The organism is Pseudomonas sp. GW821-FHT05D12 (genome assembly GCF_059419825.1).
Genome location: NZ_JBWKSN010000016.1, coordinates 51,839 through 77,343 on the forward strand (window position 1 = coordinate 51,839; position 25,505 = coordinate 77,343).

Genomic DNA, 25,505 nt, shown 5'->3' on the forward strand with positions numbered 1-25,505 from the left:
ATTTCACGGGTATTTTATTTTTGTGTGAAACATACCGGCACAGTTTAGAAGTGTACGGGGACAGTTGCCACAATAGTCGAGCGCGGGCGGGAGTGACAGTAAAAACTGTAGGGGTGGGGGAATAGAATTTCAGCTCTGCACTGAAACGAAATGTGGGAGCGGGCTTGCTCGCAAAAGCGGTGCATCAGCCACTTAAAGGGTGACTGATACGCCGCCTTCGCGAGCAAGCCCGCTCCCACATTTTGATCAGCGCTGGCGCCTTATCGGGCGGCGCCCAGTTGGCCCTTCTCGTCGGAGAATACAATTTCCACTCGACGGTTCTGCGCGCGGCCGCGCTCGGAGGCGTTGGCCTCGACCGGATACTGGTCGCCGTAGCCTTCGACCTGGATACGTTTTTCATCGATGCCGAGGTCGACCAGTACATCGGCCACCGATTGCGCACGGTCACGCGACAGCTTGAGGTTTTCCTGCTCGCCGCCGGTGTTGTCGGCGTAGCCCTCGATGCGCACCACGCGCTTGGGGTTCAGTTGCAGGAACTGCACGATTTTCAGCACTGTGCGGTTGGCCGAGTTTTTCAGCTCGGCGTCACCGGTATCGAAGAGCACGTCGCCCAGGGTCATCACCAGGCCGCGATCGGTCTGGGTGGTGGCCAGGCTGGCGATCTGCTCTTCGAGCCATTTGCCCTGCTGCTGCACGCTGATCAGCTTGTTTTCACGCAGGGCCAACTGCAGGCGCTGGCGCTCCAATTCAAGCTTGGCGCCACGCTCCTGGTTGAGCGCCTGCTCAGTGTGCTCGCGAGCGATGGCACTGTAGCGCTGGCTCAGGTAGGCGTAATGCACCACGTCAGCACCGCTGCCCCAGTAGCTGGACAAGCGGTCGGCACGCGCGAGGGACTCACCGGCGCGGATCACGTCCTTGGGGGCGAAGCGCAGCACATTGGCGTCTTCCTTTACCTTCTGGAAGTCGTTGCCGGCCTGTTGCAGCGCCTGCTCGCCATTGGGATGGCTGGCACAACCGCCCAACACGGCGCTGCCCAGCAGCAACACACAGCTCACGGCACGGATCATCGGGCTCATTGGGCTTCTCCCAACTGCAATTGCTTGCGCAGACGCGTGATGCGGGTGTTGAGCACGTTGAGTTGTTCCTGGCTCTTGCGGGTCAATATCCGGGCTTCAGCCAGGCGCGCGTCCAGCTCGGCCTGTTCGGCCTGCATGCGCGCATCTTTGTAGGATTCATCGGCCATGTCGGCCTTGGCCTGGGCGAACTTGTCTTCGGCCAGTTTCAATTCGGGCGAGTCATCAGTACTGGCGCCCACGGCGCTGGCTTGTTCCAAGGCTTGTTGGGTGAGGCGTATTTGTTCATTCGGCGCAGGATCGGCTGCACATCCCGCCAGAGCGACAACGGCGAGGGCCGCGAAAAGAGGTCGAAGAGTCACTGAAAATCCCTACTTTGTTGGGGTGCCGACGGGTTGTTGCAATTGCGCTTTCCAACGCTCGAGATTGCGCTGCAGCGCGGCTTCCGCCACACCAGACCCGGGCAATTCTGTCATCTTTTTGGCGAGCTGTCCGCGCAACCACGGATCATTGCAGGCCGAGTTGTGGGAAATCGCCAGGTACAGGCCGGGCTGATCGATCGGCGTTTCGCGAGCGACCAGGTCATTGCTCATGCCCAATGTCTGGGCCATGGCCATGCCCGAGTAACGCCCGGCCAGCACGTAATCCACCTCGCCCAGCAACAGTTTCTGGAAAGCCGGCGTCAGGCTCGGTAGACGTTGCAGGGTGAGTTGCTGATCGGCGAGGGTTTCGAACTCACGGCTCAAGCGTGCCCGCTCCGACACTGCGCCCTTGTGGCCCTGCAAATCGGCGGCCGTGTTGTAGACCAGTGCCGAGTCCTTGCGTGTCCACACCAGATAGTCGGTCTGCACCAGCGCCGGGTGGATGTAGTCGAGGGTCTCCAGCTCGCCCAGGTTCAGCGGTGCGTCGGCGAGGATGTCCATGCGCCCGCTGCGCACTTCATCCAGGGCCAGGGAACGTTTGCCGCCGTAGAGCAGGTCGACCTTCAAGCCGAGGTCCTTGGCGACTTGCTGCAACACATCGGCGGTGGCGCCGATCAGGTGCGTGGGGTCCTGGGGATCACGCCAGAGCAACGGCGGTGCGTCCGGGCTGCCGGTGATCACCAGGCGCTCACATTTGCCCGCCGCCAGCGTCAGGCTCGGAAGCAGTGACACACCCAGCAACAGCACCACCCAACGACGCAATTCCATCACAGACTCTCCCCATCACAAAACGCATCCCTTGTAGGCGCCGGCAAGTCGGTATCTACAAAGGCAAAAAAAAACCCGGTCACAAGGACCGGGCTCTTTATAAGTGAAGCGACTGGATTAGACCAGCTTCTCCAACTCAGGAACGGCTTCGAACAAGTCCGCTACCAGGCCGTAATCAGCCACCTGGAAGATCGGTGCTTCTTCATCCTTGTTGATCGCGACGATCACTTTGGAGTCTTTCATACCGGCCAAGTGCTGGATCGCGCCGGAGATACCGACCGCGATGTACAGCTGTGGCGCAACGATCTTGCCGGTCTGGCCGACCTGCATGTCGTTGGGTACGAAACCTGCGTCGACGGCAGCGCGGGAAGCGCCGACCGCAGCGCCCAGCTTGTCGGCCAGGGCGTACAGGTGTTTGAAGTTGTCACCGTTCTGCATGCCACGGCCGCCGGAAACGACGATCTTGGCAGCGGTCAGCTCAGGACGATCGGACTTGGCCAGCTCTTCGCCAACGAAGCTCGAAGTGCCAGCGTCGTGGGCAGCAGCAACAGCTTCAACCGCAGCCGAACCCCCTTCAGCAGCAACCGGGTCGAAACCGGTGGCACGTACGGTGATCACTTTAATGGCAGCGGTCGATTGCACGGTGGCAATGGCGTTACCGGCGTAGATCGGGCGCTTGAAGGTATCAGCGCTTTCTACCGAGATGATCTCGGAGATCTGGTCAACATCCAGCTGCGCAGCAACGCGTGGCAGGATGTTTTTGCCGTTGGACGTAGCGGCAGCCAGGATGTGGCTGTAGCCAGCGCCCAGTTCCGCGACCAGCGGGGCAACGTTTTCCGGCAGTTGGTGCGCGTAGGCGGCGTTGTCGGCCAGCAATACTTTGCTCACGCCAGCCACTTTCGCAGCGGCGTCAGCCACGGCGCCAGCGCCTTGACCTGCTACCAATACGTGAATGTCGCCACCGATTTTCGCAGCGGCCGCCACAGTGTTCAGGGTAGCCGGGGCCAGCACCTTGTTGTCGTGTTCAGCGATTACCAAGATAGTCATGTTTAGATTACCTTCGCTTCGTTTTTCAGTTTCTCGACCAGTTCAGCCACCGACTTGACCTTGATACCCGCGCTGCGTGCAGCAGGCGCTTCGACTTTGACGGTCTTGTTGGTGGAGGCGGTGGAAACGCCCAAAGCGTCTGGAGTCACCGACTCAAGCGGCTTCTTCTTGGCTTTCATGATGTTTGGCAGGGACGCGTAGCGCGGCTCGTTCAAACGCAGGTCGGTGGTGACGATGGCCGGCAGTTTCAACGAAACGGTCTGTGCGCCGCCGTCGATTTCACGGGTCACAGCCACGCTGTCGCCGCTCACTTCGACTTTGGAGGCGAAGGTGCCCTGGCCGTAACCGGTCAGTGCAGCCAGCATCTGGCCAGTCTGGTTGTTGTCGCTGTCGATGGCCTGTTTGCCAAGGATCACCAGCTGAGGCTGTTCCTTGTCGACAACGGCTTTGAGCAACTTGGCCACGGCCAGGGAGGTCAGCTCTTCAGCGGATTCAACCAGGATGGCGCGGTCGGCGCCCAGTGCCAGTGCGGTACGCAACTGCTCTTGAGCAGTGGTAGGGCCGATGGAAACCACGACGATTTCAGTCGCCACGCCTTTCTCTTTCAGGCGTACGGCTTCTTCCACGGCGATTTCGCAGAAAGGGTTCATCGACATCTTGACGTTAGCGAGGTCGACGCCGGAATTGTCCGCCTTGACGCGAACTTTCACGTTGTAATCGACAACGCGTTTGACAGCTACAAGAACCTTCATGGATTCCTCGTTACTCTCCGGTGAAAAGAAAGTCGCCTAGGCGAACCTGGCGGTTGATGCTCATCGGCACACAAGGGCACCTCCAAAAACCTCGGCGAGTGACCTTGCTCACGGGAAGTGACGACCGTTCGTCAGTGGTGACTGAGAGGTCATTCTTTATCGCAGCGTGTAAACTGCGCGCCATTGCTTGGACGCGCGTCACCTGTCTTGCTTTTGGACGTGCTCTTGAAACCTGCAGTCTGCCTACGGTAAGCGCAAAACCGACCGTATATTGACCGGAACACCTATTCTGGTCAATACGGCAAAATAGCCAGTCATAAGCCGCGCCTCTTTGATTTACCTAGCCTGCGGGCAATTCAAACAAACGTTTGTATTGGACGCTGACAGTGGTGTAGATATAATGCGCCACCTAGAGAGAAAGGTGGGTCATCCCCTGCCATTTGGCACAGTGATGATGGATACGACACCGAACCTCCACCCATTAGAAAAAAAGCCTGTTGAGCCTTGAGTAGGAGATAGCCTGTGGAACGCGAATACATGGAATTCGACGTGGTCATCGTCGGCGCTGGCCCGGCGGGACTGTCTGCCGCCTGCCGACTGAAGCAGAAGGCCGCCGAAGCCGGTAAGGAAATCAGCGTCTGCGTGGTCGAGAAAGGCTCCGAAGTCGGCGCCCACATCCTCTCCGGTGCCGTGTTTGAACCCCGCGCCCTGAACGAACTGTTCCCGGACTGGAAAGCCCTCGGCGCCCCGCTCAACACCCCGGTGGTGCGCGATGACATCTATGTACTGCGCAGCCCCGACGCCTCCACCAAGGTGCCTGACTTCTTTGTGCCCAAGACCATGCACAACGAAGGCAACTACATCATCTCCCTGGGCAACCTGTGCCGCTGGCTGGCCCAGCAGGCCGAGAACCTGGGCGTGGAAATCTACCCAGGCTTCGCCGCCCAGGAAGCACTGTTCGACGAAAACGGCGTGGTCCGCGGGATCATCACCGGTGACCTCGGCGTCGACCGCGAAGGCAATCCGAAAGAAGGCCTGTACACCCCCGGCATGGAACTGCGTGGCAAGTACACGCTGTTCGCCGAAGGTTGCCGTGGCCACATCGGCAAGCAACTGATCCAGCGTTTCAACCTGGACAGCGACGCCGACGCCCAGCACTACGGCATCGGCCTGAAGGAAATCTGGGAAATCGACCCGGCCAAGCATCAGCCAGGCCTGGTGGTGCACACCGCCGGTTGGCCGCTGGACATCATGAGCGCCGAGAACACCGGTGGCTCGTTCCTTTATCACCTGGAAAACAACCAGGTGGTCGTCGGCCTGATCGTCGACCTGTCCTACAGCAACACCTTCCTGTCGCCGTTCGACGAGTTCCAGCGCCTCAAGCATCACCCGGTGCTGGCGCAGTACCTGGAAGGCGGCAAGCGCATCAGCTACGGCGCCCGCGCCATCTGCAAAGGCGGCCTGAACTCGCTGCCGAAGATGGTCTTCAAAGGTGGCGCGCTGATCGGCTGCGACCTCGGCACCCTGAACTTCGCCAAGATCAAAGGCAGCCACACGGCGATGAAGTCCGGCATGCTTGCCGCCGACGCCGTGGCCGACCGCCTGTTTGCAGAGTCCGAAGGCGGTGATGAACTGACCGCCTACGTCGACAGCTTCAAGTCCAGCTGGCTCTACGAAGAGCTGTTCGCCAGCCGCAATTTCGGCCCGGCGATGCACAAGTTCGGTCCGATCATCGGCGCCGGCTTCAACTGGTTCGACCAGAACATCCTCGGCGGCAAGATGCCGTTCACCCTGCACGACACCAAGCCGGACTACGCCTGCCTCAAGCTCGCGAAGGACAGCAAGAAGATCGACTACCCGAAACCCGACGGCAAGCTGAGCTTCGACAAGTTGAGCTCGGTGTTCATCTCCGGGACCAACCACGAAGAAGAACAGCCGTGCCACTTGAAGCTCAAAGACGCGAGCATCCCGATCGGCACCAACCTGCCGCTCTACGATGAACCGGCACAGCGTTACTGCCCGGCCGGCGTGTATGAAGTAGTGACCAAGGAAGACGGCGAAAAACGCTTCCAGATCAACGCCCAGAACTGCGTGCACTGCAAGACCTGTGACATCAAGGACCCTTCGCAGAACATCACCTGGGTCACGCCGGAAGGCGCAGGCGGGCCGACTTACCCGAACATGTAAGTCCGTGGCTTGAACAAAAAGGCTCCCAATCGGGAGCCTTTTTTTGTGGCCCGAAACAAAACCAGTCACCTCGGTCAAATGTGGGAGCGGGCTTGCTCGCGAAGGCGGTCTGTCTGTTGAGGAATGTGTTAACTGACCCAGCGTATTCGCGAGCAAGCCCGCTCCCACATTTACGCAGTTGTGCCTGATGGAATTATGCAGCCCGCTCTTCACCGGGGTTGCGCAAAAAGTAGCGCTTGTACTCGCGACTGAACTGCGACGTGCTCTGGTATCCCACGTTATGCGCCGCCTGCGCCACGCCCATGCCTTCGACCAGCAGCAACTGCTGGGCCTTGAGCAGGCGCAGCCGTTTCAGATATTGCACCGGCGACAACAAGGTGCAGCGCTTGAAATGCTCATGGAACGTCGACGCACTCATGTGCGCATACCCCGCCAATGTCTCGATATTCAGCGGCTCGGCGTAATGGGCATGCAGGTGATTCAACGAGGTAGCGATCCGCGAAAACTGCCCCTGCTGTTCCACCAGTGCGCGCAGTACATCGGCCTGGGGCCCGCGCAAGGCGGTGAACAACAATTCGCGCACCCGCGCCGGGCCCATGATCCGGCTTTCCAGCGGATCGTGCAGGCACTGCAACAGCCGCTCGACGCAGCCGCGCATCGCATCGTCGAGCACCACCGAGCTCATCGATTCCAGGGTCTGCGCCGTCGGCGGCGGCCCGGCCTGCATGCCCATGGCCATGACCAACTCACCCAATACCACCCGATCGATGCCCACTGTCACCCCGTACAACGGGGCGTCGGGCGCCATGGCAAAGGTCTCGCATTCGAACGGTACCGGCATCGCCTGGATCAGGTAGTGACCGGCGCCGTACTCCAGCGTGCGCGGGCCCAGGTAGGCGACCTTGCTGCCCTGCGCCACGAACATCAGGCTCGGCTCATAGATCTGCGGCCCGCGCGCCACGTCGCAACTGGCGCGCAAGACCTGCACGCCGGGCAAGTGGGTCGGGGAGAAACCGTCGCAGGGCGTGAGCCCCTCAATCAAGGAAACCAGCGTGGCGTTGGCATCGAGATGGCGGGTCAACAACATAAAAGCAGCTCTCGCAAAGATACGTCTTGGTGCAGGCCAGCTGGCTTCAAGCCACAGGCTGCAAGAAAGCTCGCAGTTTATAGCGTGCCGCTTGCAGCTTGCCGCTTTTAGCTGCTCCTCCGGAGCTTTAGGCATGAGACTCGGAGCATTTGCCATGGTCGCACCCGGGGTCGGCGCGCAGAATGCGCCACCTCCCCAGTCCAAGCTTTTGCGAGGTTTATCCATGTACACCGCTATCGGTTATGCCGCCCAGTCGGCCACCACTCCCCTCGCCCCCATGTCGTTTGAACGTCGCAGCCCACGTGCCGATGACGTGGCCATCGAGATTCTCTACTGCGGCGTCTGCCACTCCGACATCCACCAGGCACGCAACGAGTGGGGCATCGCCGTATACCCACTGATGCCGGGCCACGAGATTGTCGGCAAAGTCACCGCCGTCGGCGCCAGCGTCACCGCGCACAAAGTCGGCGACCTGGTCGGCGTGGGCTGCATGGTCGACTCCTGCCGCCACTGCGACGCGTGCAAGTCGGACCTGGAGCAATATTGCCTCGAAGGCCCGACCATGACCTACGCCACCCCCGACCGCGTCGACGGCAGCAACACCATGGGCGGCTACTCCGACAGCATCGTGGTCAGCGAGCACTTCGTGGTCAAGATTCCAGCCAAGCTCGACCTCGCCAGCGCCGCGCCGATCCTCTGCGCCGGCATCACCACCTACTCGCCGCTCAAGCACTACGGCGTCAAGGCCGGCGATAAAGTCGGCGTGCTGGGCATGGGTGGCCTGGGCCACATGGGCATCAAGTTTGCCAAGGCCATGGGCGCGGAAGTGACCTTGTTCACCCGTTCGGCGAGCAAGGCTGAAGAAGGCCGTCGCCAGGGCGCCGATCACGTGATCGTGTCCACCGATGCCGAGCAGATGAAGGCCGCCGCCGGCAGCTTCGACTTCCTGCTGGACACCATCCCGGTACAACACGACCTCAACCCCTACCTCGATGTACTGCGCTTTGACGGCGTGCACATCCTGGTCGGCCTGATCGAGCCGGTAGACCCGCCGGTGAATGCGGCCAAGCTGGTGCTGGGCCGCAAAGTGCTGGCCGGCTCGTTGATTGGTGGCATTGCCGAAACCCAGGAAGTCCTGGATTTCTGTGCCGAGCATGGCATCACCTGCGACATCGAAATGCTCGACATCCGCCAGATCAACGAGGCTTACGCCCGCATGATCGCCGGTGATGTGAAGTACCGCTTTGTCATCGACATGGCGACCCTGAAGGCCTGATCAGGCCTTTGCGCCCAACTCCGCGGAAAGCCGGGCCGCGACCTGTTTGATCACCGGGATCAGCTCGGCCATTTTCTCCAGCGGCATGTAGGGCACGGTACTGGCGATGCTGATGCCGGCGACGATTCGCCGGCTGGCATCGCGCACCGGTGCCGCCACGCAACGGATCGACGGTTCGTTGTCTTCCAGATCGAACGCGTAGCCCCCCACCACGTATTCATGCATGCGCTGCTCGAACTGCGCCCAGGTTTGTTCCGGGTGCTGCGGCCATTGCAGGCTCTTGCCTCCCGCCGGCAGGCTGGCTTCGTACAGCCGCTGCCATTCCTGCGCGGTGTCATCCAGCAGCATCGCCTTGCCCACACCGGTACGCGCCAATGGCATGCGATGGCCTACCCGCGAGCGCATTTCCGGGCCATTGCGGCCTGGATTCTTGTGCAGGTAAAGCACGTCATCGTATTCGCGGATGGCCAGGTGGATGGTGTCGCCGGTCAGCGCCGACAGCTCATCCAGATACGGGATGGCCAGGGTCACCAGCGGCAACTCTTCGCGAGCCTGGAACCCCAGCTCGATCAACTTCGGCCCCAGCAGGTAACCGACCTGCGGCACCACGCGCAGGTAGCGCTCTTCCACCAGGCAACTGGCCAGGCGATGCGTGGTACTGCGGGTGGTGCCGATTCGCTTGGCGATCTCTTTCAGATCCCGCGCACCGGCCGCCACCGCTTGCACCACGCCCAGGCCACGCAGCAGGGTCTGGGTGCCGGTAGGCGCAGCGTCTTTGACGGGAGTGTGGGCGTTTTCCTGCATATCGGGCCTATGTGGTGGTACGAAAACGGCGCCATTATGGCAAATGCAGCCCTCCTGAACAGAGGAGATCCACTGTGGGAGCTGGCTTGCCTGCGATGAGGGCGTGTCAGCCAGTAAATGTGCAGGCTGACACACCGCTATCGCAGGCAAGCCAGCTCCCACATTTTGATCTTCACAGGGCACGACTTTAGCGTTGCTTCATGCGGTCGATAATCACCGCCAGCAACAGGATCGAACCACGGATCACGTACTGGTAGAAGGTGTCGATGTTCTTCAGGTTCATCGCGTTCTCGATGATCGCCAGGATCAGCACCCCGGCAATCACATGACGGATCATGCCGATACCACCGCTCAACGAGACCCCGCCCAGGACGCAGGCAGAGATCACCGTCAGCTCGAAACCCTGGCCGATCATCGGTTGGCCCGAGGTCATGCGCGAGGCCAGGATCACACCGGCCAGCGCGCCGATCAAACCGTGCACGGCGAAGATGATGATCTTGGTGCGGTCGACGTTCACCCCGGCCAGCAGCGCCGCTTCCTGGTTACCGCCAATCGCCATGGTGTTGCGCCCGTAGGTGGTGTAGTTGAGCAACCAGCCGAAGAACACAAAGCACAGCACGGTGATGATGATCGGCACCGGCACGCCCATCAGTTGGCCGTTGCCGAACACGAAGAAGCCTTCGTCCATCACCCCGACGGCCTTGCCGTTGGAGAAGATGTAGGCCAGGCCGCGCACAATCTGCATGGTCGCCAGGGTCGCGATCAACGCGTTGATGCGCAGCTTGGCGATGACGATACCGTTGATCAGCCCCACCACCAGGCCCATGGCCAAGGCGGCGGACACACCGAGCACCACGCTGTCGGTGTCGCGGATCACGATCCCCGCCACCACGCCGGCGCAGGCGATCACCGAGCCCACCGACAAGTCGAAGTGCCCCGACGCCAGGCAGAACAACATGGTGCACGCCGCGATGCCCACGGTGGAAATCGCCAGGCCCAGGCCGCGCATGTTCAGCGGCGAGAGGAAGTTGTCGATAAACAACGCGCTGAGCACAAAGATGCTGAGTGCCGCCAGCAGCATCACCCAGTCATCGAGAAACTTGCGCTGGTTGAAACCCGGCCAGAAGCCCTTTGCAGTTTTTACCTGAGACATAGCCAAACCCTCTTATTCTTCAAGCCCGCGAACGCGGGAGCGCCAGTTGCAGCAGCCGTGCTTCATCCGCTTGATCGCGGGTCAGTTCGCCGGTCAGGGCGCCTTCGCTCATCACCAGGATGCGGTCGGAGATGCCCATCACTTCCATCAGGTCGCTGGACACCACGATCACCGCGATGCCGCTGGCGGCGAGGTTGTGGATGATCTGGTAGATCTCCGACTTGGCGCCGATATCGATGCCACGCGTCGGCTCGTCCAGCAGCAGTACTTTCATCGGCATCGACAGCCAGCGGCCGAGAATGGCCTTCTGCTGGTTGCCCCCCGACAGGTACATGATTTTCTGCTCGGCGTTCGGCGTCTTGACCTTCATCGCCTTGATCTGCTTGTCGGCGTTGCCCTTCTCCCAGCCGTCGCGCAGCAGCCAGCCAAACGTGGCATGCGCACCACGCGCGCTGATGTTGATGTTCTCGGCGACGCTGGACAGCGGAATGATGCCCTCCTTCTTGCGGTCCTCCGGGCACAGCAACACGCCAGCGGCGATGGCATCGCGGGGCGAGCGCAAGGGCAGCGCCTGCCCGTTCAATTCCAGGTGGCCGGCGGTCGCGCGCTCCAACCCGCTGAGCAACCGGAACAGCTCGGTCCGCCCGGCACCGACCAGGCCAAACAGCCCGAGGATCTCGCCCTTGTGCACTTGCAGGCTGACCGCCTCACGCAGGCCCGGGCCAAGCAGCCCCTCGACCTTCAGCGCCACCTCGCCCTGCTCGCGCGGGCGATAGTCATAGATGTCCTGGATGTCGCGGCCGACCATGCAGGTCACCAGTTGGTCGTGGGTCAGCGTGCTCATGTCCTCGAAGGTACGCACGTAGCGGCCATCCTTGAACACCGTGACGGCGTTGCAGATGCGGAACACTTCTTCCATGCGATGGGACACGTAGAGCACCACTTTGCCCTCGTCGCGCAGCCGCGTGATGATCGCCATCAAGCGGTCGATCTCGCGGGCGGACAGGCTGCTGGTCGGCTCGTCGAAAGCAATCACATGCGCACCCCGCGACAGCGCCTTGGCGATTTCCACCAGTTGGCGCTGCCCGAGGGACAGCCGCCCGAGCTTTTCGTCGGGGTCGATCTCATCGGCCAGGCCCTTGAGGCAAGCCAGCGCCTGCTGGCGCAACAGCCCGCGATTGACCACGCCAAAACGCGTCGGCAAATGCCCGAGGAACAGGTTCTCGGCCACCGTCATTTCCGGCACCAGATGCAGTTCCTGGTGGATCACCGCGACGCCGTTGGCGATGCTGTCGGCGGCGGATTTGAAGTCCATGGTCTGCTCGCCGATCTGCAGCGTGCCGCTGCTCGGCAGGTAGGCGCCGCCCAGAATCTTCAGCAGGGTCGACTTGCCGGCGCCGTTCTCGCCCATCAGCGCATGTACCGAATGCGGCCGCGCTTCAAAGCTGATCTGCGCCAGGGCTTTCACACCGGGAAACTCCTTGCCGATGCCATTGAAACGCAGGGCCGCGCCGCTCATTTCCACAGCCCGATTTTGCTCAACTCTTGCTTGAAATTGTCGCGGGTGATCAGGGTGACATTGTCCAGGGCGGTGAACTTGGCAGGCTCGGTGCCTTTGGTGACCCACTCGAACATCGCGCTGGCGGTTTTGTAGCCCGAGGCATCCGGGCTCAGCAGCATCGAGCCGTAGAAACCGGTATTGGATTTCTTCAATTCCTCGATTGCATCGGTACCGTTGATGCCGACACCGATCACGTTGGCCGCCTTGAAGCCGGCGCTTTCAGTGGCGCGCACGCCGCCCAGCACGGTGCTGTCGTTCATGCCGCCGATCAGCAGGTTTTTCGCACCACTGGGCAGCTTCACCAGCGCCGAGTTGGTGGCGTCCATGCTGCCGGGAACGTCGAGGGTTTTCTGCGCGCTGAAGAGGATATGGTCAGCCGGCAGGCCCGCCGCCTTGAGGCCTTCCACCGAGCCATCGGTGCGTTTCTTGCCGGTTTCCAGCTCGTCGAAGGTGTTGATCACGGCGTAGGTTTCTTTCCAGTCCCAGCCACGCTTTTTCGCTTCGGTGGCCATGGCTTCGCCTTGCTTCTGGCCGATCTTGTAAGCGTCCAGGCCGACGTAGGGCACGTCTTCCATAGGCTTGCCCTTGGCGTCGACGAAACGGTCGTCGACCGCCAGCACCTTGAGGTTATTGAGCTTGGCCTTGGCCATGATCGCCGGGCCAAGGGACACGTCCGGCGGGCAGATCACAAAGCCCTTGGCGCCGTTGGCCGCGAGGGTGTCGATGGCCGACAGGGTCTTCTCACCGTCGGGCACCGCGATCTTGATCACGGTGAAACCCTGGTCCTTGCCGGCCTTTTCGGCGAAGGCCCATTCGGTCTGGAACCAGGGTTCTTCGGCCTGCTTGACCAGGAAGCCGATCTTCACTTCTTCGGCGAGTGCCACGCTGCTGAACGCCATCGCGAGCGCCAGAGTGCCTAGTGTCTTCTTGAACATGAGCCACCTCTTGTTGTTATTGAGCGTTACAAGTTCTAGTCGTGGTACATCACGGACCGCCCGCCATCGATCATCAGGCAGGTCGCATTGATGAAGGGCGCCTCGTCAGTCGCCAGGAACAATGCAGTCATCGCCACTTCGATCGGCTGGCCGATGCGCTTGGGCGGGTGCAGGTCGAACGCACGCTGGCGTTCGGCGTGGGGGTCGGGGAAACCGTTCCAGTAGTCGACGTTGAGCTGGGTTTCGATGTAGCCCGGCGCGATGGCATTCACGCGGATGCCCTTGGACGCGTATTCGATGCCGAGCGCGCGGGTGAGGCCGAGCAGGCCATGCTTGGCCACCGGGTATGGGAAGCAACCGGGAATGATGTGGCTGGAATGGGTGGAGGCGATGTTGATGATGTTGCCGATGCCCTGCTCGATCATGTGCGGCAGCACCGTACGGCAGCCGTACCAGGCGCCGTCGAGGTCGATGGCGAAGCAGCGGCGCCAGTCCTCGTCGGTCATCTCCAGCGGGTCGCGGAACACGTTGACCCCGGCGCAGTTGACCAGCACATCGACGCGACCGAAGCGTTCGATGGCGACATTGACCAACGCCTGCCACTGCATCTTGGAGGTGATATCGACGGGTTGCGCGACGATCTCGGCGCCACGTTCGCGCCAATGGGCGGCGACTTTCTCGACCTTGTCGCCCTGGATATCGGCAATCACCAGGCGCGCCTGCTGGGCCTGGAAACAGGCGACGATCGCCTCGCCAATGCCCTGGGCGGCGCCCGTGATGATCACCACTTTGTTCTTCAGCCGTTCACCATAGGTGGGCTCGGGCACAGCGGGTAACGACAACGGTTGGGGCTGCATCGCTTCACCTGTTTTATTTTTGGTAGTGAGTGCTGATGCAGGCGACTATAAACCCATCTTTTGAAATATCTCAATATATAAATTTGCATCCCATATAGTGAGCAAAAATCAAAAAAAGTGGGAGCAGGCTTGCTTGCGAATGCCGTGGTCAGTCACATATGAGTTGACTGATCCAGCGCATTCGCAAGCAAGCCCGCTCCCACCTGTTGATCTTCAGTGTCTACAGGCTGGGTGACTAGCCGAGGGCAAAGTCGCGCAGCGCATCGCCTTCCATGCGGTAGCGAACCCACTCTTCCTGCGGCTGGGCGCCGATGGATTTGTAGAAGGCAATCGCCGGCTCGTTCCAGTCCAGCACGCTCCACTCGAAACGGCCGCAGCCGTTGTCGCAAGCGATCTTGGCCAAATGCCGCAAGAGCTTCTTGCCGGCGCCACCGCCGCGTTGCTCGGGGTTGATGTACAGGTCTTCGAGGTACAGGCAGTTGCTGCCCAGCCACGTGGAGTAACTGAAAAAGAACACGGCAAAACCGATCGGCAAGCCGTCCCGCAAGCAGATCAGGCCATGGGCGGTCGCGCCCTCGCTGAACAGGCTGCGCTCGATGTCCGCGACACTGGCGATCACTTCATGCCGGGCCTTCTCGTACTCGGCAAGCTCGGTGATGAAAGCCAGGATCTGCGCAGCATCGCTGGGCACGGCGGGGCGAATCTCGATGGTCATGGGCGAGCCTTGGGCAATTTCAAAGCACACATACTAAGGCGCTTTCATGACGAGTTGCAGTGCAATTTCGAGAGGGTGCGGGTGCTTTACTCCGTCGCGCAGTGATCCGAGCACCACCAACCACAGAACAATCGCCGTGGCCGCCCATGGTAAACAGTCGGCATAACGCCAACGATTCGAGACTTGCCCATGCACGCCACTCCGCCGGTGGGCGCGAAGACTTTCGCGCTGTTCTGCCTTGCCAGCTTCCTGCTGTCCCTGTCCTACGGTTCGACGTTTTTGCTGTCGCTGCTGATTCACGCGCGCGGCGGCAACGACCATGATGCCGGCAGCGTGATTTCCATGGCGATGCTCAGCACCTTCGTGGCCGTGGTGCTCTCCGGGCATTTGGCCGATGCGCTGGGCGCGGCCCGGGCGATTGCCGGGATGGGCGTGTTGCTGGTGGTGGCGTGCCTGGGTTTTGCCCTGGTGCCCGGGTTTGGCCAAGGCTTGATGGTGTGCGGGCTGGCCCTGGGATTGGGTTGGGGCGTGTTCTACACACTGGGGCCGATCATCGTGACCTTGCTGGTAGAACCACGTCAGCGAGCCAAGTACTTTGCGCTGCTGTCGGGCAGCATGCTGAGTGGGATCGGCTCCGGCCCCCTGCTCGGGCGGGCCGCCAGCGCGCTGGACCTGCCCCTGACCAGCGCGTTCTATATTGCCGGGCTGGCCAGCCTCGCCGGTGTGGTGATGTTCTGGCGTATGGGCGCTCGGCTCAAGCATCACGCGAACGTGCCTGCCGCCCGTATTTCCTGGGCTGCCAGCCGCAGAGTGCTGTCTTCCAGGGCGGCGTTCGCCATCCTGATGGTCGGCTTGGGAGGGTGCGTATTTGGTGGGCTTTCATCGTTCCAGACCAGCTACGCAGCCGCGCATGGCCTGGACTATTCGCTGTTCTTCGGCGGGTTCCTGAGTGCCGCCATTACCAGCCGGCTGTTGATCGCCGGCTTCGTGGTCAAGCGCGACGCCTACCGTGCCGCCTGCGTGTTGTCCGGGTTGATGCTCGGGTCGATCGCCCTGTTTGCTTTTGGGGTGAGCGGCAACCTCAGCTACCTGCTCGCGGCTGCCACGTTGGGCGTGGGTTACGGCCTGACGTACTCGGTGATTAACGGGCTGGTGGCCAATGAAGCACCACCCGGCACCACGTCCCAGGCCCTGCTGTTGTTCAGCCTCGGGTACTTTGTCGGCGTGTTTGGCTTTCCGCTGCTGGCGGGCAAGATCATCGTCGAGTACGGCCTGTCGACCCTGATGCTCTGCGTGCTGGCCATCGCCGCACTGAACTGGATGATCACCGTGGCCCGCCTGATCGCGCGCAGGCTCTCGACACACAAAATCTTACAGGTGGGCTAATACCGTTCGTCGCCATCAAGGCACGAACGCCGAAGCCGGGCGGACCAATAGAGGGTAAGGACATTAATCATATGGAGACACCCTCATGAAGAATTCCAAGTTTGCCGCCCTCGCCCTCACCGGCCTGTTGTCTGCCACATCGCTGGGCGCTTTCGCTGCCACTTCGTCCACCGGCAAGACTGACCCGGCCGGCAGCTCGCCAAACCCTGCCACCCAGGAGTCCCAGGACTCGATGGGCACCGGCATGGACACCAATGGCGGCGCGATCATCCAGCCAGGCGCAGACCCGCGCACCCAGGGCAACGACACCCAACGCCAGGCACCGGCTGCCGTCGGCAATGGCAAGATGGGCCCCGCGATCAATCAACCCAACATCAACAAAGGCGACGACTCGAACGTGCCTGGCGCGCCGAAACAGCCTGCGCCTTGATGGATCGATAGCAACACCAACACCCGATCATTTCCCAGTGAAGAGGTACGCATGAACGTCGATAGAAACCTTGAAAAAGAAGTCCTCACCCGCCTGTTGCACGCCCACCCGAACGGCCTGGGCAAGGAGGTGCTGGATAACTACCGCGGCGAAAAGGTGGTGGCCAGTGTCTTGGCGTTCCTCCAGGACCGCGGGCTGATCAAGGATGGGCATGTGACCACCGACGACGCCGGTGAATACTCGTTGAACCTGCCGATCAAGCTGACCGCATCCGGTGTCGACGAGGCCCGCAAGCTTGAAAGTGAAGGACCTCAGTAATCCATTTTGTCTGGTCTGGCCCTGGCGACAGGGCCAGTGGGAGTATCGCAATGCCTCTAGGAAGCAAAGCCAAATACACCGCCGCACAGAAGCGCAAGGCTGCCCGTATCGAACAGAGTTACGAGCACCAAGGCGTTCCCAAGGATGAAGCTGAGGCGCGCGCCTGGGCTACCGTCAACAAGCAGTCTGGCGGTGGCGAAAAGGCCGGTGGCTCGGGTCAGCGTAAAGCCCCGCAGGAAAAGTCCCAGGCCCGCAGCGATTCGGCAAAGCGCGCCGTGGCCAGCCGTGACGGCCATGCGCGCAACAGCCGGGCCTCATTGGCGACGCAAACCAAGCAGAGCTTGCTGCAGGAAGCGCGGGCCAGGGCCATTCCGGGCCGCTCGAGCATGCGCAAGGATCAACTGATTGAAGCGCTGCGAAAGGCTGGCTGACGCCAGTCTTCCCCACATTTCAAAACCCATTCCGGGCTGTGATGAGGGAGCTTGCTCCGGCTGCGCTGTCGAACCGTAGCAAGCTCCCTCGCCACCACTCGCCCACATATTTTTTTTCGCGGTGTCGCCAATCAGCGGTGCGCCGAGACCAGCAGCATCATCGGACGCTCTTGCTCTTCTGCCAACGCTGGCAGGGCCTTGAGGTCGGCTTCGCTCGGCCCCCACTCTTGCACATGGCTCAGCGTGAACCCGGTCTGGATCAGTAGATTGAGCAACGTGCCCAAGGTACGGTGCTGCTTGATCACGCCCTCGGCCAACCAATTCGTCACCCGTGGCCCCTCCAGCTGATAACTGTCCACCGGCCAGCTTTTACGACCTTGAGCATCGACCTGCCAGCCTGGGTTGCGCGGCGCCATGAAGATCGGGTGCTCGATGGAAAACACCAGCCGCCCACCCGGCACCAGCGCTTGATGGAGGGTCTGGAACAATCGCTTTAGATCGACGATGTAATGGAACGCCAAGGAGCTGTAGGCCAAATCGATTGTGCCCGCCGGCTGGTCGAGTTGTTCCAGGTCGGCGATGGCGTAGGTGACGGTCGGCGCCGAGGTCATCGCCCGGGCCCGCGCCAGCATCTTGTGCGACACATCCAGGCCAAGCACCTGTGCGGCGCCCTGCTCCTGGGCCCAGCGACTGAACCAGCCATAACCGCAGCCCAGATCGACCACGTTCAAACCGGACATCGGCGGCAGCAAGGCCTGCAAGGCGGGCCACTCCGGCGCGCCGGCGAGGCCCTCCACCGAGCGGCTCATTTTGCTGTAGCCCTCGAAGAAGGCCGGCGTGTCGTAGATGTTCTGGGTCATGGGACGGCTCCGTACTGAGTGCCCCTATTCTGCCAACAACGCGTCCACTTCGGCAGCCCCTGGCGAAGTCGCCGGACCCCAGCGCGTGACCGCCAGAGCCGCGGCGGCGTTGGCGCGACGGGCTGCCTGGGCCGGTTGCAGGCCGCTGGCCAAACCGGCCAGGAACACCCCGGCATGGGCATCGCCCGCACCGTTGCTGTCGACCGCCTGGACCTTGAAACCCGGCACATGCTCAGCCTCGCCCCGACGACTGACCCAGCAACCCTGCGGACCGTTGCGCACCACCAACAAGGCCTCGGCAGGCAAATGTCGAGTGAGTGCAAGCAGCGCATCGGCGAGCGTCGTGGCACCGGTAAATGCGAGCGCCTCCGGGCCGTTGCTGGTCCAGATATCGATACGCGGCAGCAAGGCAACCATCAACGCCGAGTCCGGCGCCTTGACCAAGGGGCCCGGGTCGAACACCACGGGTATAGCGCGCGGCAGGGCCAGCAGCCAATCGAGCAACGCCTGCGCCTTGCCCTCGAGCAACAGGCTGTAGCCGCTGACGTACACATAGTCGTCTGCCCGTGGTACGACGCGCGCCAAGTCCTCGGCCGTCAAGTCGCCTTCTGCGCCGATGTGGGAAATGAAGGTGCGCTCGGTGGTGGCTTCGGTCAGCGACACACACAGGCCGGTGTCCTTGTCGTCACTGGCCGCCTGGGCGATTTCCACGCCTTCGGCCTGCATGGCCGCACGGGCCAGGTCACCAAAGCGCCCGCGGCCATGGCGCCCGAGGTACACCACCGGCAACCCATTGCGGCGCGCGGCGGCCATCACGTTGAAACCGCCGCCGGCTTCGAAGCTGGCCGACTGCGCCAGCACGTCGCCGCCGGTCGCGGGCAGGGTGTCGAGGGCCATGACCAGGTCAACGATGACCTGGCCGGTGTGCAGCAATCTAGACATTGTGACTCTCGACTAAAGCCGGACGACGGTCAGCCGCGCCGCCCAGCAGCGCATAAATCCCGCCGGCCACCAGGAAGGTGACGATCCAGCCCAGGCCGTTGTGGCCCAGCCAGGAGTCGGACAACGGCCCGGCGAACCAGATGTTTTCGGCAGTGGTGCCGATGGTGGTGAAGCTGAAGCCCAGCACGATCGCCACGGCCCAGGCGCCGAACGCGCGCCACTCAACCCCGCCACGGTACCAATAGGCGCTGCTGGGGCTGACGTCGAGCAGGTCCTTGGGGCTGTAGTAGTGACGGTGGATCAGGTCGACCACGAAGATCCCGACCCACGCGGTGATCGGTACCGCGAGCAACGAGATGAAGGTGATGAACGGGCCGTAGAAACTGTCGGCGATCAACATGAAGTAGATGGAGCCGGCGAAGATTGCCAAGATGTCGACGATCACCGCGTGCACACGCTTGACCTTCAAGCCGAGGGTCAAGGTGGTGAGGCCGGCCGAGTACACCGACAGATTGTTCGACAGCAGCAGCCCACCGAAGGCGGTGATCAGGTACGGCACGGCCATCCAGGTCGGCAGCATGTCGCGGATCGCGATGATCGGGTCAGTCGCCGACGCCAGGTCGTTGTTGCCCACCGACAGCAGGCCGCCGAGGGTAATCAGCAGCACCAGCGGAATGCCCGCACCGAACGCGGCGGACGCCACCAGGCGCACGGCCTTGACGCTGCGGTGCTGGTAGCGCGACATGTCGGCACCGGCGTTGGCCCAGCCGATACCGGTACCCGCCGCCATGGTGCCGATACCGATGATCATCGCGCTCAACGGCGCCGGGGTGGCGTTGAACACCGCGCTCCAGTCGATGGTGGCGCAGAGGAAACCGCCGACCAGAACGTTCAATGCGCCGAACACGTAGGTCGACCACTTCTGGATCACCAGCAAGGTCGCGTGGCCGAGGCCGGAAACGGACAGGGTCAGCAGCACGAAAATGGCGATGAAGATCAGCGTCAGCAGCGGCGCGCTCTTGGCCTCGACCGGCGAGCCGAACAGGATCGAACACAACGACAGCAACACGAAGGCGGCGGTGGTGGTGTTGACGGTTTCCCAGCCCAGGCGCGACATCAGTGAGACCAGCGTCGGCCCGATGTTTCCGCGCACCCCGAAGATTGCGCGGGACAGCGTCAGGCTCGGCGCACGGCCACGTCGGCCGGCAATCGAGATGATGCCCACCACCGCAAACGAGCCGGCGGCGCCGAGGATCGCGACGATGATCGCCTGCCAGATCGCCAGGCCGCGAAACGCTACCAGGGTCGCGCCCAGCGGCAAGCCGAGGATGCTGATATTGGCCGCAAACCACACCCAGAACAGTTGCAGCGGATGGCCGTTGCACTCGCCTTCAGGGACCGGTTCGATACCACGTGTTTCCAATTGCCCGGCACTTTGGCCGGAAGAAGTGCTGCTCATGAGGGGTGCTCCTGGTGCCTGTATTGTTGTGGTTGTGGCAGAGAATCAAAGCTTTAACCGGTCATCCTGACTCGACGCGACCTGTGTAGGAGCCGGGGGGCACGCCTACAAGGTTCAGCGCAATGTAAGCAGCCCCGCGACCAACGGCTGCAAATCCAGGCCATTGACCTGCTTGACCTGTTCGATCATCGCTTCAGGCCAGCACTGCAGGCCCAGGCAGGCGCCGAGCATGGCGCCGAGGATTGCGGCGATGGTGTCGGTGTCTCCGCCAAGGCTGGCGGCCAGGCACAGCGCCTCGAAGGCCTCCAACTCACCCACCGCCACTTGCTGGGCGAGGGCAAACGACACCACCACGGACTCCTGGGAAGCCACGGAGGTGCCGATCAATTCATACAGCAGCTCGGCAAACAGGGCCTTGTCGCCGCTGCCGACGCTCAGGGTTCGCGCCCAACTGATGCGCGTGGAAATCCGTCCGCCGGCCACCCAGTGACCATGGCTTTCCGCCTGCTGGGCGATCTGCGTGCCGATGTTCAGCGCTTCACCAAGGTCCACGCCATTGATGCCTGCCGAAACTACCGCCGCGACTGCCGCCGCGCTGGAGATGCCCAGCGTGGTGTTATGGGTCACCTGGCAAGCCTGGATCACCGCCTGGATGAACTGCAGCGGATCACTGACGTCGGCGGCAATGCCCACCGGCGTGATGCGCATCGCTGCGCCGTTGGTGGTGCCATAGCGCCCGGATTCTTCCGGGGTGTGGCCGGCGAGGATCATGTCGATGGCGCGCTTGGTGGACGGCCCGAGCAGATCCTGCGAACCCTTGGCACGCATCACCGCTTCCCAGTCGATCAGGCGTTGGGCGAGCACGGTCGGCTCGATGCTGCCCTGCCCTTCGACCAGCAACTCGCCGACCAGGATCGCCTGCTCGGTGTCATCGGTGATGGAGCCGGCCGGCATGTTGGGGGCGATGGGCTGATCGGCGTCGGCGTCTTCCAGGCCGGTAATGGCACCAAAGCGCGCACGGACCTGCTCGCGGCTCAAGGATTGGGTGGGCATGCCCAGGGCATCACCCAACGCCAGGCCGTAGAAAGCGCCGAGGGCGCGATTTTGCCGAGTCATTTCGACGCTCCGAACTGCAGGTGCAGGCGAAAGTGCAGAGGGTCGAGCAAACTTTCGACGTACTCCATGAAGCGTTCGCGACGGTCATAAGTGGTACGCGAGGCCTTGAGAAACACGCTGCCGGCTGGACGGCCGAGCAACTCGGCGTCTTCATCGCTCAAGGGCTCGGCGCCGATCCACTGGTCACCTTCGGCGCCCACATAGCCGTAGGCGGCCAGGGTGATGGTCAGGGAGTTGTCGATCAGCCCCACACGCGGCAAGCTGTCGAGGCCACCGGCAGCAGGCATCAGCGAGCGCTCCAGCGACACGGCTGTGCCATCGGTGGTACGCCGACGGCGGTCGAGGGCGATGAATTGGTCAGTGCCGAAACGGCTGAGCAGGTCCGGGCGGGTGACCGCTTCCAGGCGCAGGATGTCGGTGGTCACCAGCGCGCCGGTGTCAGCCAACGCCTGGGCCCAACCGCTGCGCTGGTCGAGCACCATGCCGTCAAAGGTGACGATGGAGCCGACGCCGCTCTGGGTGGCGATGTAATTGCGCCGCTTGAGTTCGGCCAGGGCTTCGCGCAGGGTGCCTCGGCTGACCGCAAACTCCTCGGCCAATTGATGCTCGCCCGGCAGCAGGAAACCGTCGGCCATCACCCCACCCTCGATACGGCGGATGAGTTCGTCGACGACGCGTTTTTTCTTATCAAATCGAACATGTCTAATCATGTACAAATTGATAACCGAAACCGCCCGATTACAGCAAGCGAATTATTTCAGGGGGAAGGAAAAAACGCCCTCAGGGTTCCAGGCCAATCGGGAAAAACACCCCGTCGCTCCACACGCCCAGCCAGTTCTGACCGTTGATCGGACGGCTCACCGCCAGCTCCACCAGTTGGTAGAACACGTTGCGATGCACCAGGGCTTCGAGGTTGGTGCGCACCCGCACATACGGCGCAGGTTCCTGGGTGACGGGGTCGATGACCACCCGCAGAGGGTGCTCAAGGCCGGCGTCGATCGACTCATCGACATTGGTGGTAAAGCGCAGCACCTGGCTGTCGCCCTGCCCCTGCACGTCCAGGGTCACCGCCACAAACGGCGCGTCATCGACACGGATGCCGACCTTTTCCACCGGGGTGACCAGGAAATAATCATCGCCATCGCGGCGGATGATGTTGGAGAACAACTTGACCATCGGCTTACGCCCGATAGGCGTGCCCTGGTAGAACCAGGTGCCATCGCGGGCGATGCGCATATCGATATCGCCGCAGAAATCCGGGTTCCACAGATGCACCGGCGCCGGTCTCTTGCCCTTGGGCAGTTGGGCCAACAGATCATTGGCCTTGGCGGAATCGGTCATGGGGGTCTCCTGTGTCTTACTGATCGCTCATTCCCAGCAGGCCGCGGGCGTACTGCGCCAGGGGGCGGGCAATCAGGTCTTCTGGCTTGTTGTCGTGGAACGTCAGTAAACCGCCACGACTGCGAATGCGTGCAGTATCAATCAAATACTGGGTGCTGGTCTCGATCAACATGATCTGGATTACGCCGCTGTCCAAGCCTACGCGGTCGAGGGCCTGCTGGTCGGTCCATTCATCGGCATTGCCGATACGGTCATCCGCCGCGGCAAATCGGCAGTACAACAGGTAGTGCGCGCCGGCCGCACGGGCTTCGGCCATGGCTTGTTCGAGGCCTTCGGGCTGACGTGCACGACGCACCATGGGGAAGTATTCGACGAAGCCGTTGAAGGCTTCCTCGGCGACCACGTTAGGTCGCGGGTACGCGCTGCCCGGTGGCACGAAGGCACCCTGGGCGATAAACACAAAGGAATCCGGCTGTATGCGAACCGAGGCGGTCCGGCGGGTGTCGCTGTGGTCGAGCAACCCGGCGTCGCTCATCTGATAGCGGGTGCCTTCGGCCATATCGCTGACGGTCATGCAACCACTCAGCGTCAACGACGCCAGCAACAAAACCAGGTTACGCATCCTAATCCTCCAGAAGCCGGTGACGGAAAACCGGCGAATGGGCACGAGATGCAGAATCCAGGCCACTCGCAAGCGGCGCAAAGCAAATGGGGGAGCGGCTTGCTCGCAACTGTGGCGGATCAGTCGATATTTCCTTGGACCGGCCCACCGAATGCGCGAGCAAGCCCGCGCCCACAGGGTTCTACGCCAGCCTGGGCTAGCCGCCGATGATCTTCATGATGGTGGCACCGCCCGAGAACGCGACTTCCTGTTTATCACCCAACGCCTTCATCAACAGGCCCTGCAAGGCCGGCAGCGCCTGGTGGCGGGGTTGATCCAACAGGTCGCCGACGTAGTGACGGTTACTCGACGACAGGCAACCGTGCAGCCAGCCGGTGGACGACAGCCGCAGCCGCGAACACGTGCGGCAGAACGGCACGCTTTCATTCGCGATGACGCCAAAGAAGCCTTTGCCCGGCACTTCGTAGCGCACCGCCGTGGCATCGACCGGCGCGTTGGCCTGCAAGTATTCATACTGCTCGCCGATCAGGCTGAGCAATTGCTGCAGGCTGACGAATTGTTGCAGGAATGCATTCGAGTCCTTGGCCAGGTGGCCCATGCGCATCAACTCGATAAAGCGCAGCTCGTAGCTTCGCTCCAGGCAGTAGTCGAGCAACGGCATCACCTGATCGAGGTTCTGGCCGCGCAGGGGCACCATATTGACCTTGATCTTGATCCCGGCGGCGCGGGCCTGGTCCATGCCATCAAGCACAGCGGCCAGGTCACCGCCACGCGCGATGCTGCGAAAAGCGTCGGCATCCAGGGTATCGAGGGAGACGTTGATGCGCCGAATGCCGGCGTCCACCAGCAGCGGCAGTTTGCGCGCGAGCAACTGGCCATTGGTGGTCAGGCTGATATCACTGAGCCCCATCCCGCCGACAGCGCCCATGAAGGCTTCCAGCTTGGGGCTGACCAACGGCTCGCCGCCGGTGATGCGAAGGCGTTCGATCCCTGCCGCCTCGATCAGATAGGCCACGCCACGGGCCATGGCCTCGGCCGAGAGTTCGTCCTGGGCAGCCACCAGCCGCTTGCCGTTTGGCACGCAGTAAGTACACGCGTAATTGCAGGCTGAGGTCAGGCTGATCCGCAAATTGCGAAAACGCCTGCCTTGACGATCAACGATCATGGATCACTCCGGCAGAGGATGAATCGGGCGCGCTAAAAGCTGACCTATAAATCAGCTTTTAGCAAGGTCCTTGCCTGAGTATATTCCTGGGGTACTGCGCCCGACAGCAACTATCAGGTGGCAGGCGTTTCGGCAGGCGCCTGTGGCAGCTCGGCGCTGTGCTTGCGTTTGTTGCCCATGCGCACGCCAATGTCCATCAGGAACTGGAAGAAGCCTTCCTGATCTTCCAGTACATTACTCCAGAACGGCGAGTGATACAGCGCCACGGCGCCGTGCACCAGGGCCCAGGCCGCGCAGTAGTGGAAATACGGCGGTACGTCTTCCAGCTTGCCTTCGCTGATGCGGCCCTTGATCAGCAGGGTCAGGCGTTCGAAGTTCGAGGCGCGGATCTTGTGCAGTTCCTCGACCATCTCCGGCACCTGATGGCCCTTGACCACTTTCTCTTCCAGGCGATCAAACAGGCGGTAGCGCTGCGGGTCACGCATGCGGAACTCGAAGTAGGCGCGGGACAGCGCCTCCTTGTCCTTGTCGACATCGGCCGAATGCAGCAGCTCGTTCAAATCACGCTCGTAGTCGAGCATCAGGCGCAGGTAGATCTCGGCCTTGGACTTGAAGTGCTTGTAGATCGTGCCTTTGCCGATACCGACGGCATCCGCGATCATCTCGACGGTGACGCTGTCTTCACCCTGTTCGAGGAACAACTTGAGTGCGGTGTCGAGAATTTCCTGCTCACGGCGGCGAAACTCTCGGACCTTACGGGGTTCTTTGTGCATGAGGAAGAGGTCTGCAGAGGTCGGA

27 protein-coding genes are annotated in these 25,505 nt (G+C 62.0%); 6 read left to right on the forward strand and 21 right to left on the reverse strand.

The genetic code is table 11. The annotated features are described in order from the left end of the window. Positions 1 to 260: 260 nt before the first annotated feature. From AC07SI_RS25930 to AC07SI_RS25950, 5 genes are all read right to left on the reverse strand, one after another. Entirely contained in the window at positions 261 to 1,076 is an 816-nt protein-coding gene (locus AC07SI_RS25930) for an OmpA family protein (protein WP_065909360.1), read from the reverse strand. Then, entirely contained in the window at positions 1,073 to 1,435 is a 363-nt protein-coding gene (locus tag AC07SI_RS25935) for a DUF4398 domain-containing protein (protein WP_065909356.1), read from the reverse strand. The genes AC07SI_RS25930 and AC07SI_RS25935 overlap by 4 nt, the downstream gene beginning before the upstream one ends. Before the next feature lie 9 nt (positions 1,436 to 1,444). Then, positions 1,445 to 2,263, reverse strand: a complete 819-nt coding sequence (locus tag AC07SI_RS25940; RefSeq protein ID WP_495006773.1) for a substrate-binding periplasmic protein — start codon at positions 2,261 to 2,263, stop codon at positions 1,445 to 1,447. Positions 2,264 to 2,380: 117 nt separating this feature from the next. Next, the gene (locus tag AC07SI_RS25945; protein ID WP_065909352.1) at positions 2,381 to 3,310 is read right to left on the reverse strand and encodes an electron transfer flavoprotein subunit alpha/FixB family protein; all 930 of its coding nucleotides are present in this window, start codon (positions 3,308 to 3,310) and stop codon (positions 2,381 to 2,383) included. Positions 3,311 to 3,312: 2 nt separating this feature from the next. After that, positions 3,313 to 4,062: an electron transfer flavoprotein subunit beta/FixA family protein gene (locus tag AC07SI_RS25950; protein WP_016973648.1), complete on the reverse strand. Its 750-nt coding sequence runs from the start codon at positions 4,060 to 4,062 to the stop codon at positions 3,313 to 3,315. 522 nt (positions 4,063 to 4,584) lie between these two features. Here AC07SI_RS25950 and AC07SI_RS25955 point away from each other — a divergent pair. After that, positions 4,585 to 6,249, forward strand: coding sequence for an electron transfer flavoprotein-ubiquinone oxidoreductase (locus tag AC07SI_RS25955; RefSeq protein WP_065909350.1), 1,665 nt, complete (start codon positions 4,585 to 4,587; stop codon positions 6,247 to 6,249). A gap of 193 nt (positions 6,250 to 6,442) precedes the next feature. Here the strand turns inward: AC07SI_RS25955 and AC07SI_RS25960 are convergent, their stop codons facing one another. Further along, positions 6,443 to 7,336: an AraC family transcriptional regulator gene (locus AC07SI_RS25960; RefSeq protein WP_065909348.1), complete on the reverse strand. Its 894-nt coding sequence runs from the start codon at positions 7,334 to 7,336 to the stop codon at positions 6,443 to 6,445. Positions 7,337 to 7,559: 223 nt separating this feature from the next. Between AC07SI_RS25960 and AC07SI_RS25965 the strand changes: the two genes are divergently transcribed. After that, positions 7,560 to 8,612 carry an NAD(P)-dependent alcohol dehydrogenase gene (locus AC07SI_RS25965; protein WP_106802876.1) on the forward strand — a complete coding sequence of 351 codons (1,053 nt, stop codon included), beginning with the start codon at positions 7,560 to 7,562 and terminating at the stop codon, positions 8,610 to 8,612. Here the strand turns inward: AC07SI_RS25965 and AC07SI_RS25970 are convergent, their stop codons facing one another. The 6 genes from AC07SI_RS25970 to AC07SI_RS25995 all read right to left on the reverse strand — a co-directional run bounded on the left by AC07SI_RS25970 (position 8,613) and on the right by AC07SI_RS25995 (position 14,637). Then, on the reverse strand, positions 8,613 to 9,416 hold the full coding sequence (locus AC07SI_RS25970) for an IclR family transcriptional regulator (protein WP_065909342.1): 804 nt from the start codon (positions 9,414 to 9,416) through the stop codon (positions 8,613 to 8,615). It abuts the gene before it with no gap. Positions 9,417 to 9,603: 187 nt separating this feature from the next. Next, positions 9,604 to 10,569, reverse strand: coding sequence for an L-arabinose ABC transporter permease AraH (gene araH, locus AC07SI_RS25975; protein ID WP_025854166.1), 966 nt, complete (start codon positions 10,567 to 10,569; stop codon positions 9,604 to 9,606). 19 nt (positions 10,570 to 10,588) lie between these two features. Beyond that, on the reverse strand, positions 10,589 to 12,088 hold the full coding sequence (araG, locus tag AC07SI_RS25980) for an L-arabinose ABC transporter ATP-binding protein AraG (protein WP_106802875.1): 1,500 nt from the start codon (positions 12,086 to 12,088) through the stop codon (positions 10,589 to 10,591). Continuing rightward, entirely contained in the window at positions 12,085 to 13,065 is a 981-nt protein-coding gene (locus AC07SI_RS25985) for a substrate-binding domain-containing protein (protein ID WP_065909335.1), read from the reverse strand. The genes araG and AC07SI_RS25985 overlap by 4 nt, the downstream gene beginning before the upstream one ends. Positions 13,066 to 13,100: 35 nt before the next feature. Continuing rightward, positions 13,101 to 13,922, reverse strand: a complete 822-nt coding sequence (locus tag AC07SI_RS25990) for an SDR family oxidoreductase (protein WP_495006774.1) — start codon at positions 13,920 to 13,922, stop codon at positions 13,101 to 13,103. A gap of 235 nt (positions 13,923 to 14,157) precedes the next feature. Continuing rightward, entirely contained in the window at positions 14,158 to 14,637 is a 480-nt protein-coding gene (locus tag AC07SI_RS25995; RefSeq protein WP_106802872.1) for a GNAT family N-acetyltransferase, read from the reverse strand. 189 nt (positions 14,638 to 14,826) lie between these two features. On the opposite strand from AC07SI_RS25995, the gene AC07SI_RS26000 reads away from it, so the two are divergent. The 4 genes from AC07SI_RS26000 (at position 14,827) to AC07SI_RS26015 (ending at position 17,202) form a co-directional block, all read left to right on the forward strand. Beyond that, positions 14,827 to 16,023, forward strand: coding sequence for an MFS transporter (locus AC07SI_RS26000; protein ID WP_495006775.1), 1,197 nt, complete (start codon positions 14,827 to 14,829; stop codon positions 16,021 to 16,023). An 85-nt stretch (positions 16,024 to 16,108) separates the two neighbouring features. Further along, entirely contained in the window at positions 16,109 to 16,453 is a 345-nt protein-coding gene (locus tag AC07SI_RS26005; protein ID WP_065909324.1) for a hypothetical protein, read from the forward strand. A 51-nt stretch (positions 16,454 to 16,504) separates the two neighbouring features. Beyond that, positions 16,505 to 16,771, forward strand: coding sequence for a hypothetical protein (locus AC07SI_RS26010; protein WP_106802870.1), 267 nt, complete (start codon positions 16,505 to 16,507; stop codon positions 16,769 to 16,771). Positions 16,772 to 16,821: 50 nt separating this feature from the next. After that, positions 16,822 to 17,202 carry a termination factor Rho gene (locus AC07SI_RS26015; protein ID WP_315416412.1) on the forward strand — a complete coding sequence of 127 codons (381 nt, stop codon included), beginning with the start codon at positions 16,822 to 16,824 and terminating at the stop codon, positions 17,200 to 17,202. 131 nt (positions 17,203 to 17,333) lie between these two features. Here the strand turns inward: AC07SI_RS26015 and AC07SI_RS26020 are convergent, their stop codons facing one another. The 9 genes from AC07SI_RS26020 to AC07SI_RS26060 all read right to left on the reverse strand — a co-directional run bounded on the left by AC07SI_RS26020 (position 17,334) and on the right by AC07SI_RS26060 (position 25,480). Beyond that, positions 17,334 to 18,062 carry a class I SAM-dependent methyltransferase gene (locus tag AC07SI_RS26020; RefSeq protein WP_495006776.1) on the reverse strand — a complete coding sequence of 243 codons (729 nt, stop codon included), beginning with the start codon at positions 18,060 to 18,062 and terminating at the stop codon, positions 17,334 to 17,336. 24 nt (positions 18,063 to 18,086) lie between these two features. Beyond that, entirely contained in the window at positions 18,087 to 19,004 is a 918-nt protein-coding gene (locus AC07SI_RS26025) for a PfkB family carbohydrate kinase (protein ID WP_495006777.1), read from the reverse strand. After that, a complete protein-coding gene (locus tag AC07SI_RS26030) occupies positions 18,997 to 20,463 on the reverse strand; it encodes a purine-cytosine permease family protein (RefSeq protein WP_495006778.1) in 1,467 nt (488 codons plus the stop codon). The genes AC07SI_RS26025 and AC07SI_RS26030 overlap by 8 nt, the downstream gene beginning before the upstream one ends. 114 nt (positions 20,464 to 20,577) lie before the next feature. Continuing rightward, positions 20,578 to 21,579: an ADP-ribosylglycohydrolase family protein gene (locus tag AC07SI_RS26035; RefSeq protein WP_495006779.1), complete on the reverse strand. Its 1,002-nt coding sequence runs from the start codon at positions 21,577 to 21,579 to the stop codon at positions 20,578 to 20,580. Then, positions 21,576 to 22,289 carry a GntR family transcriptional regulator gene (locus tag AC07SI_RS26040; RefSeq protein WP_106802865.1) on the reverse strand — a complete coding sequence of 238 codons (714 nt, stop codon included), beginning with the start codon at positions 22,287 to 22,289 and terminating at the stop codon, positions 21,576 to 21,578. Before AC07SI_RS26040 ends, AC07SI_RS26035 begins: the two co-directional genes overlap by 4 nt. Positions 22,290 to 22,359: 70 nt before the next feature. After that, positions 22,360 to 22,920 carry a DUF1285 domain-containing protein gene (locus AC07SI_RS26045; protein WP_495006780.1) on the reverse strand — a complete coding sequence of 187 codons (561 nt, stop codon included), beginning with the start codon at positions 22,918 to 22,920 and terminating at the stop codon, positions 22,360 to 22,362. A 16-nt stretch (positions 22,921 to 22,936) separates the two neighbouring features. Further along, positions 22,937 to 23,542 carry a DUF4823 domain-containing protein gene (locus AC07SI_RS26050; RefSeq protein WP_065909302.1) on the reverse strand — a complete coding sequence of 202 codons (606 nt, stop codon included), beginning with the start codon at positions 23,540 to 23,542 and terminating at the stop codon, positions 22,937 to 22,939. Positions 23,543 to 23,738: 196 nt separating this feature from the next. Next, positions 23,739 to 24,707 (reverse strand): GTP 3',8-cyclase MoaA, encoded by a 969-nt coding sequence (locus AC07SI_RS26055; protein ID WP_495006781.1) that lies wholly within the window; start codon positions 24,705 to 24,707, stop codon positions 23,739 to 23,741. Between the two features lie 113 nt (positions 24,708 to 24,820). Then, a complete protein-coding gene (locus AC07SI_RS26060) occupies positions 24,821 to 25,480 on the reverse strand; it encodes a TetR/AcrR family transcriptional regulator (RefSeq protein ID WP_065909300.1) in 660 nt (219 codons plus the stop codon). Positions 25,481 to 25,505: the final 25 nt, after the last annotated feature.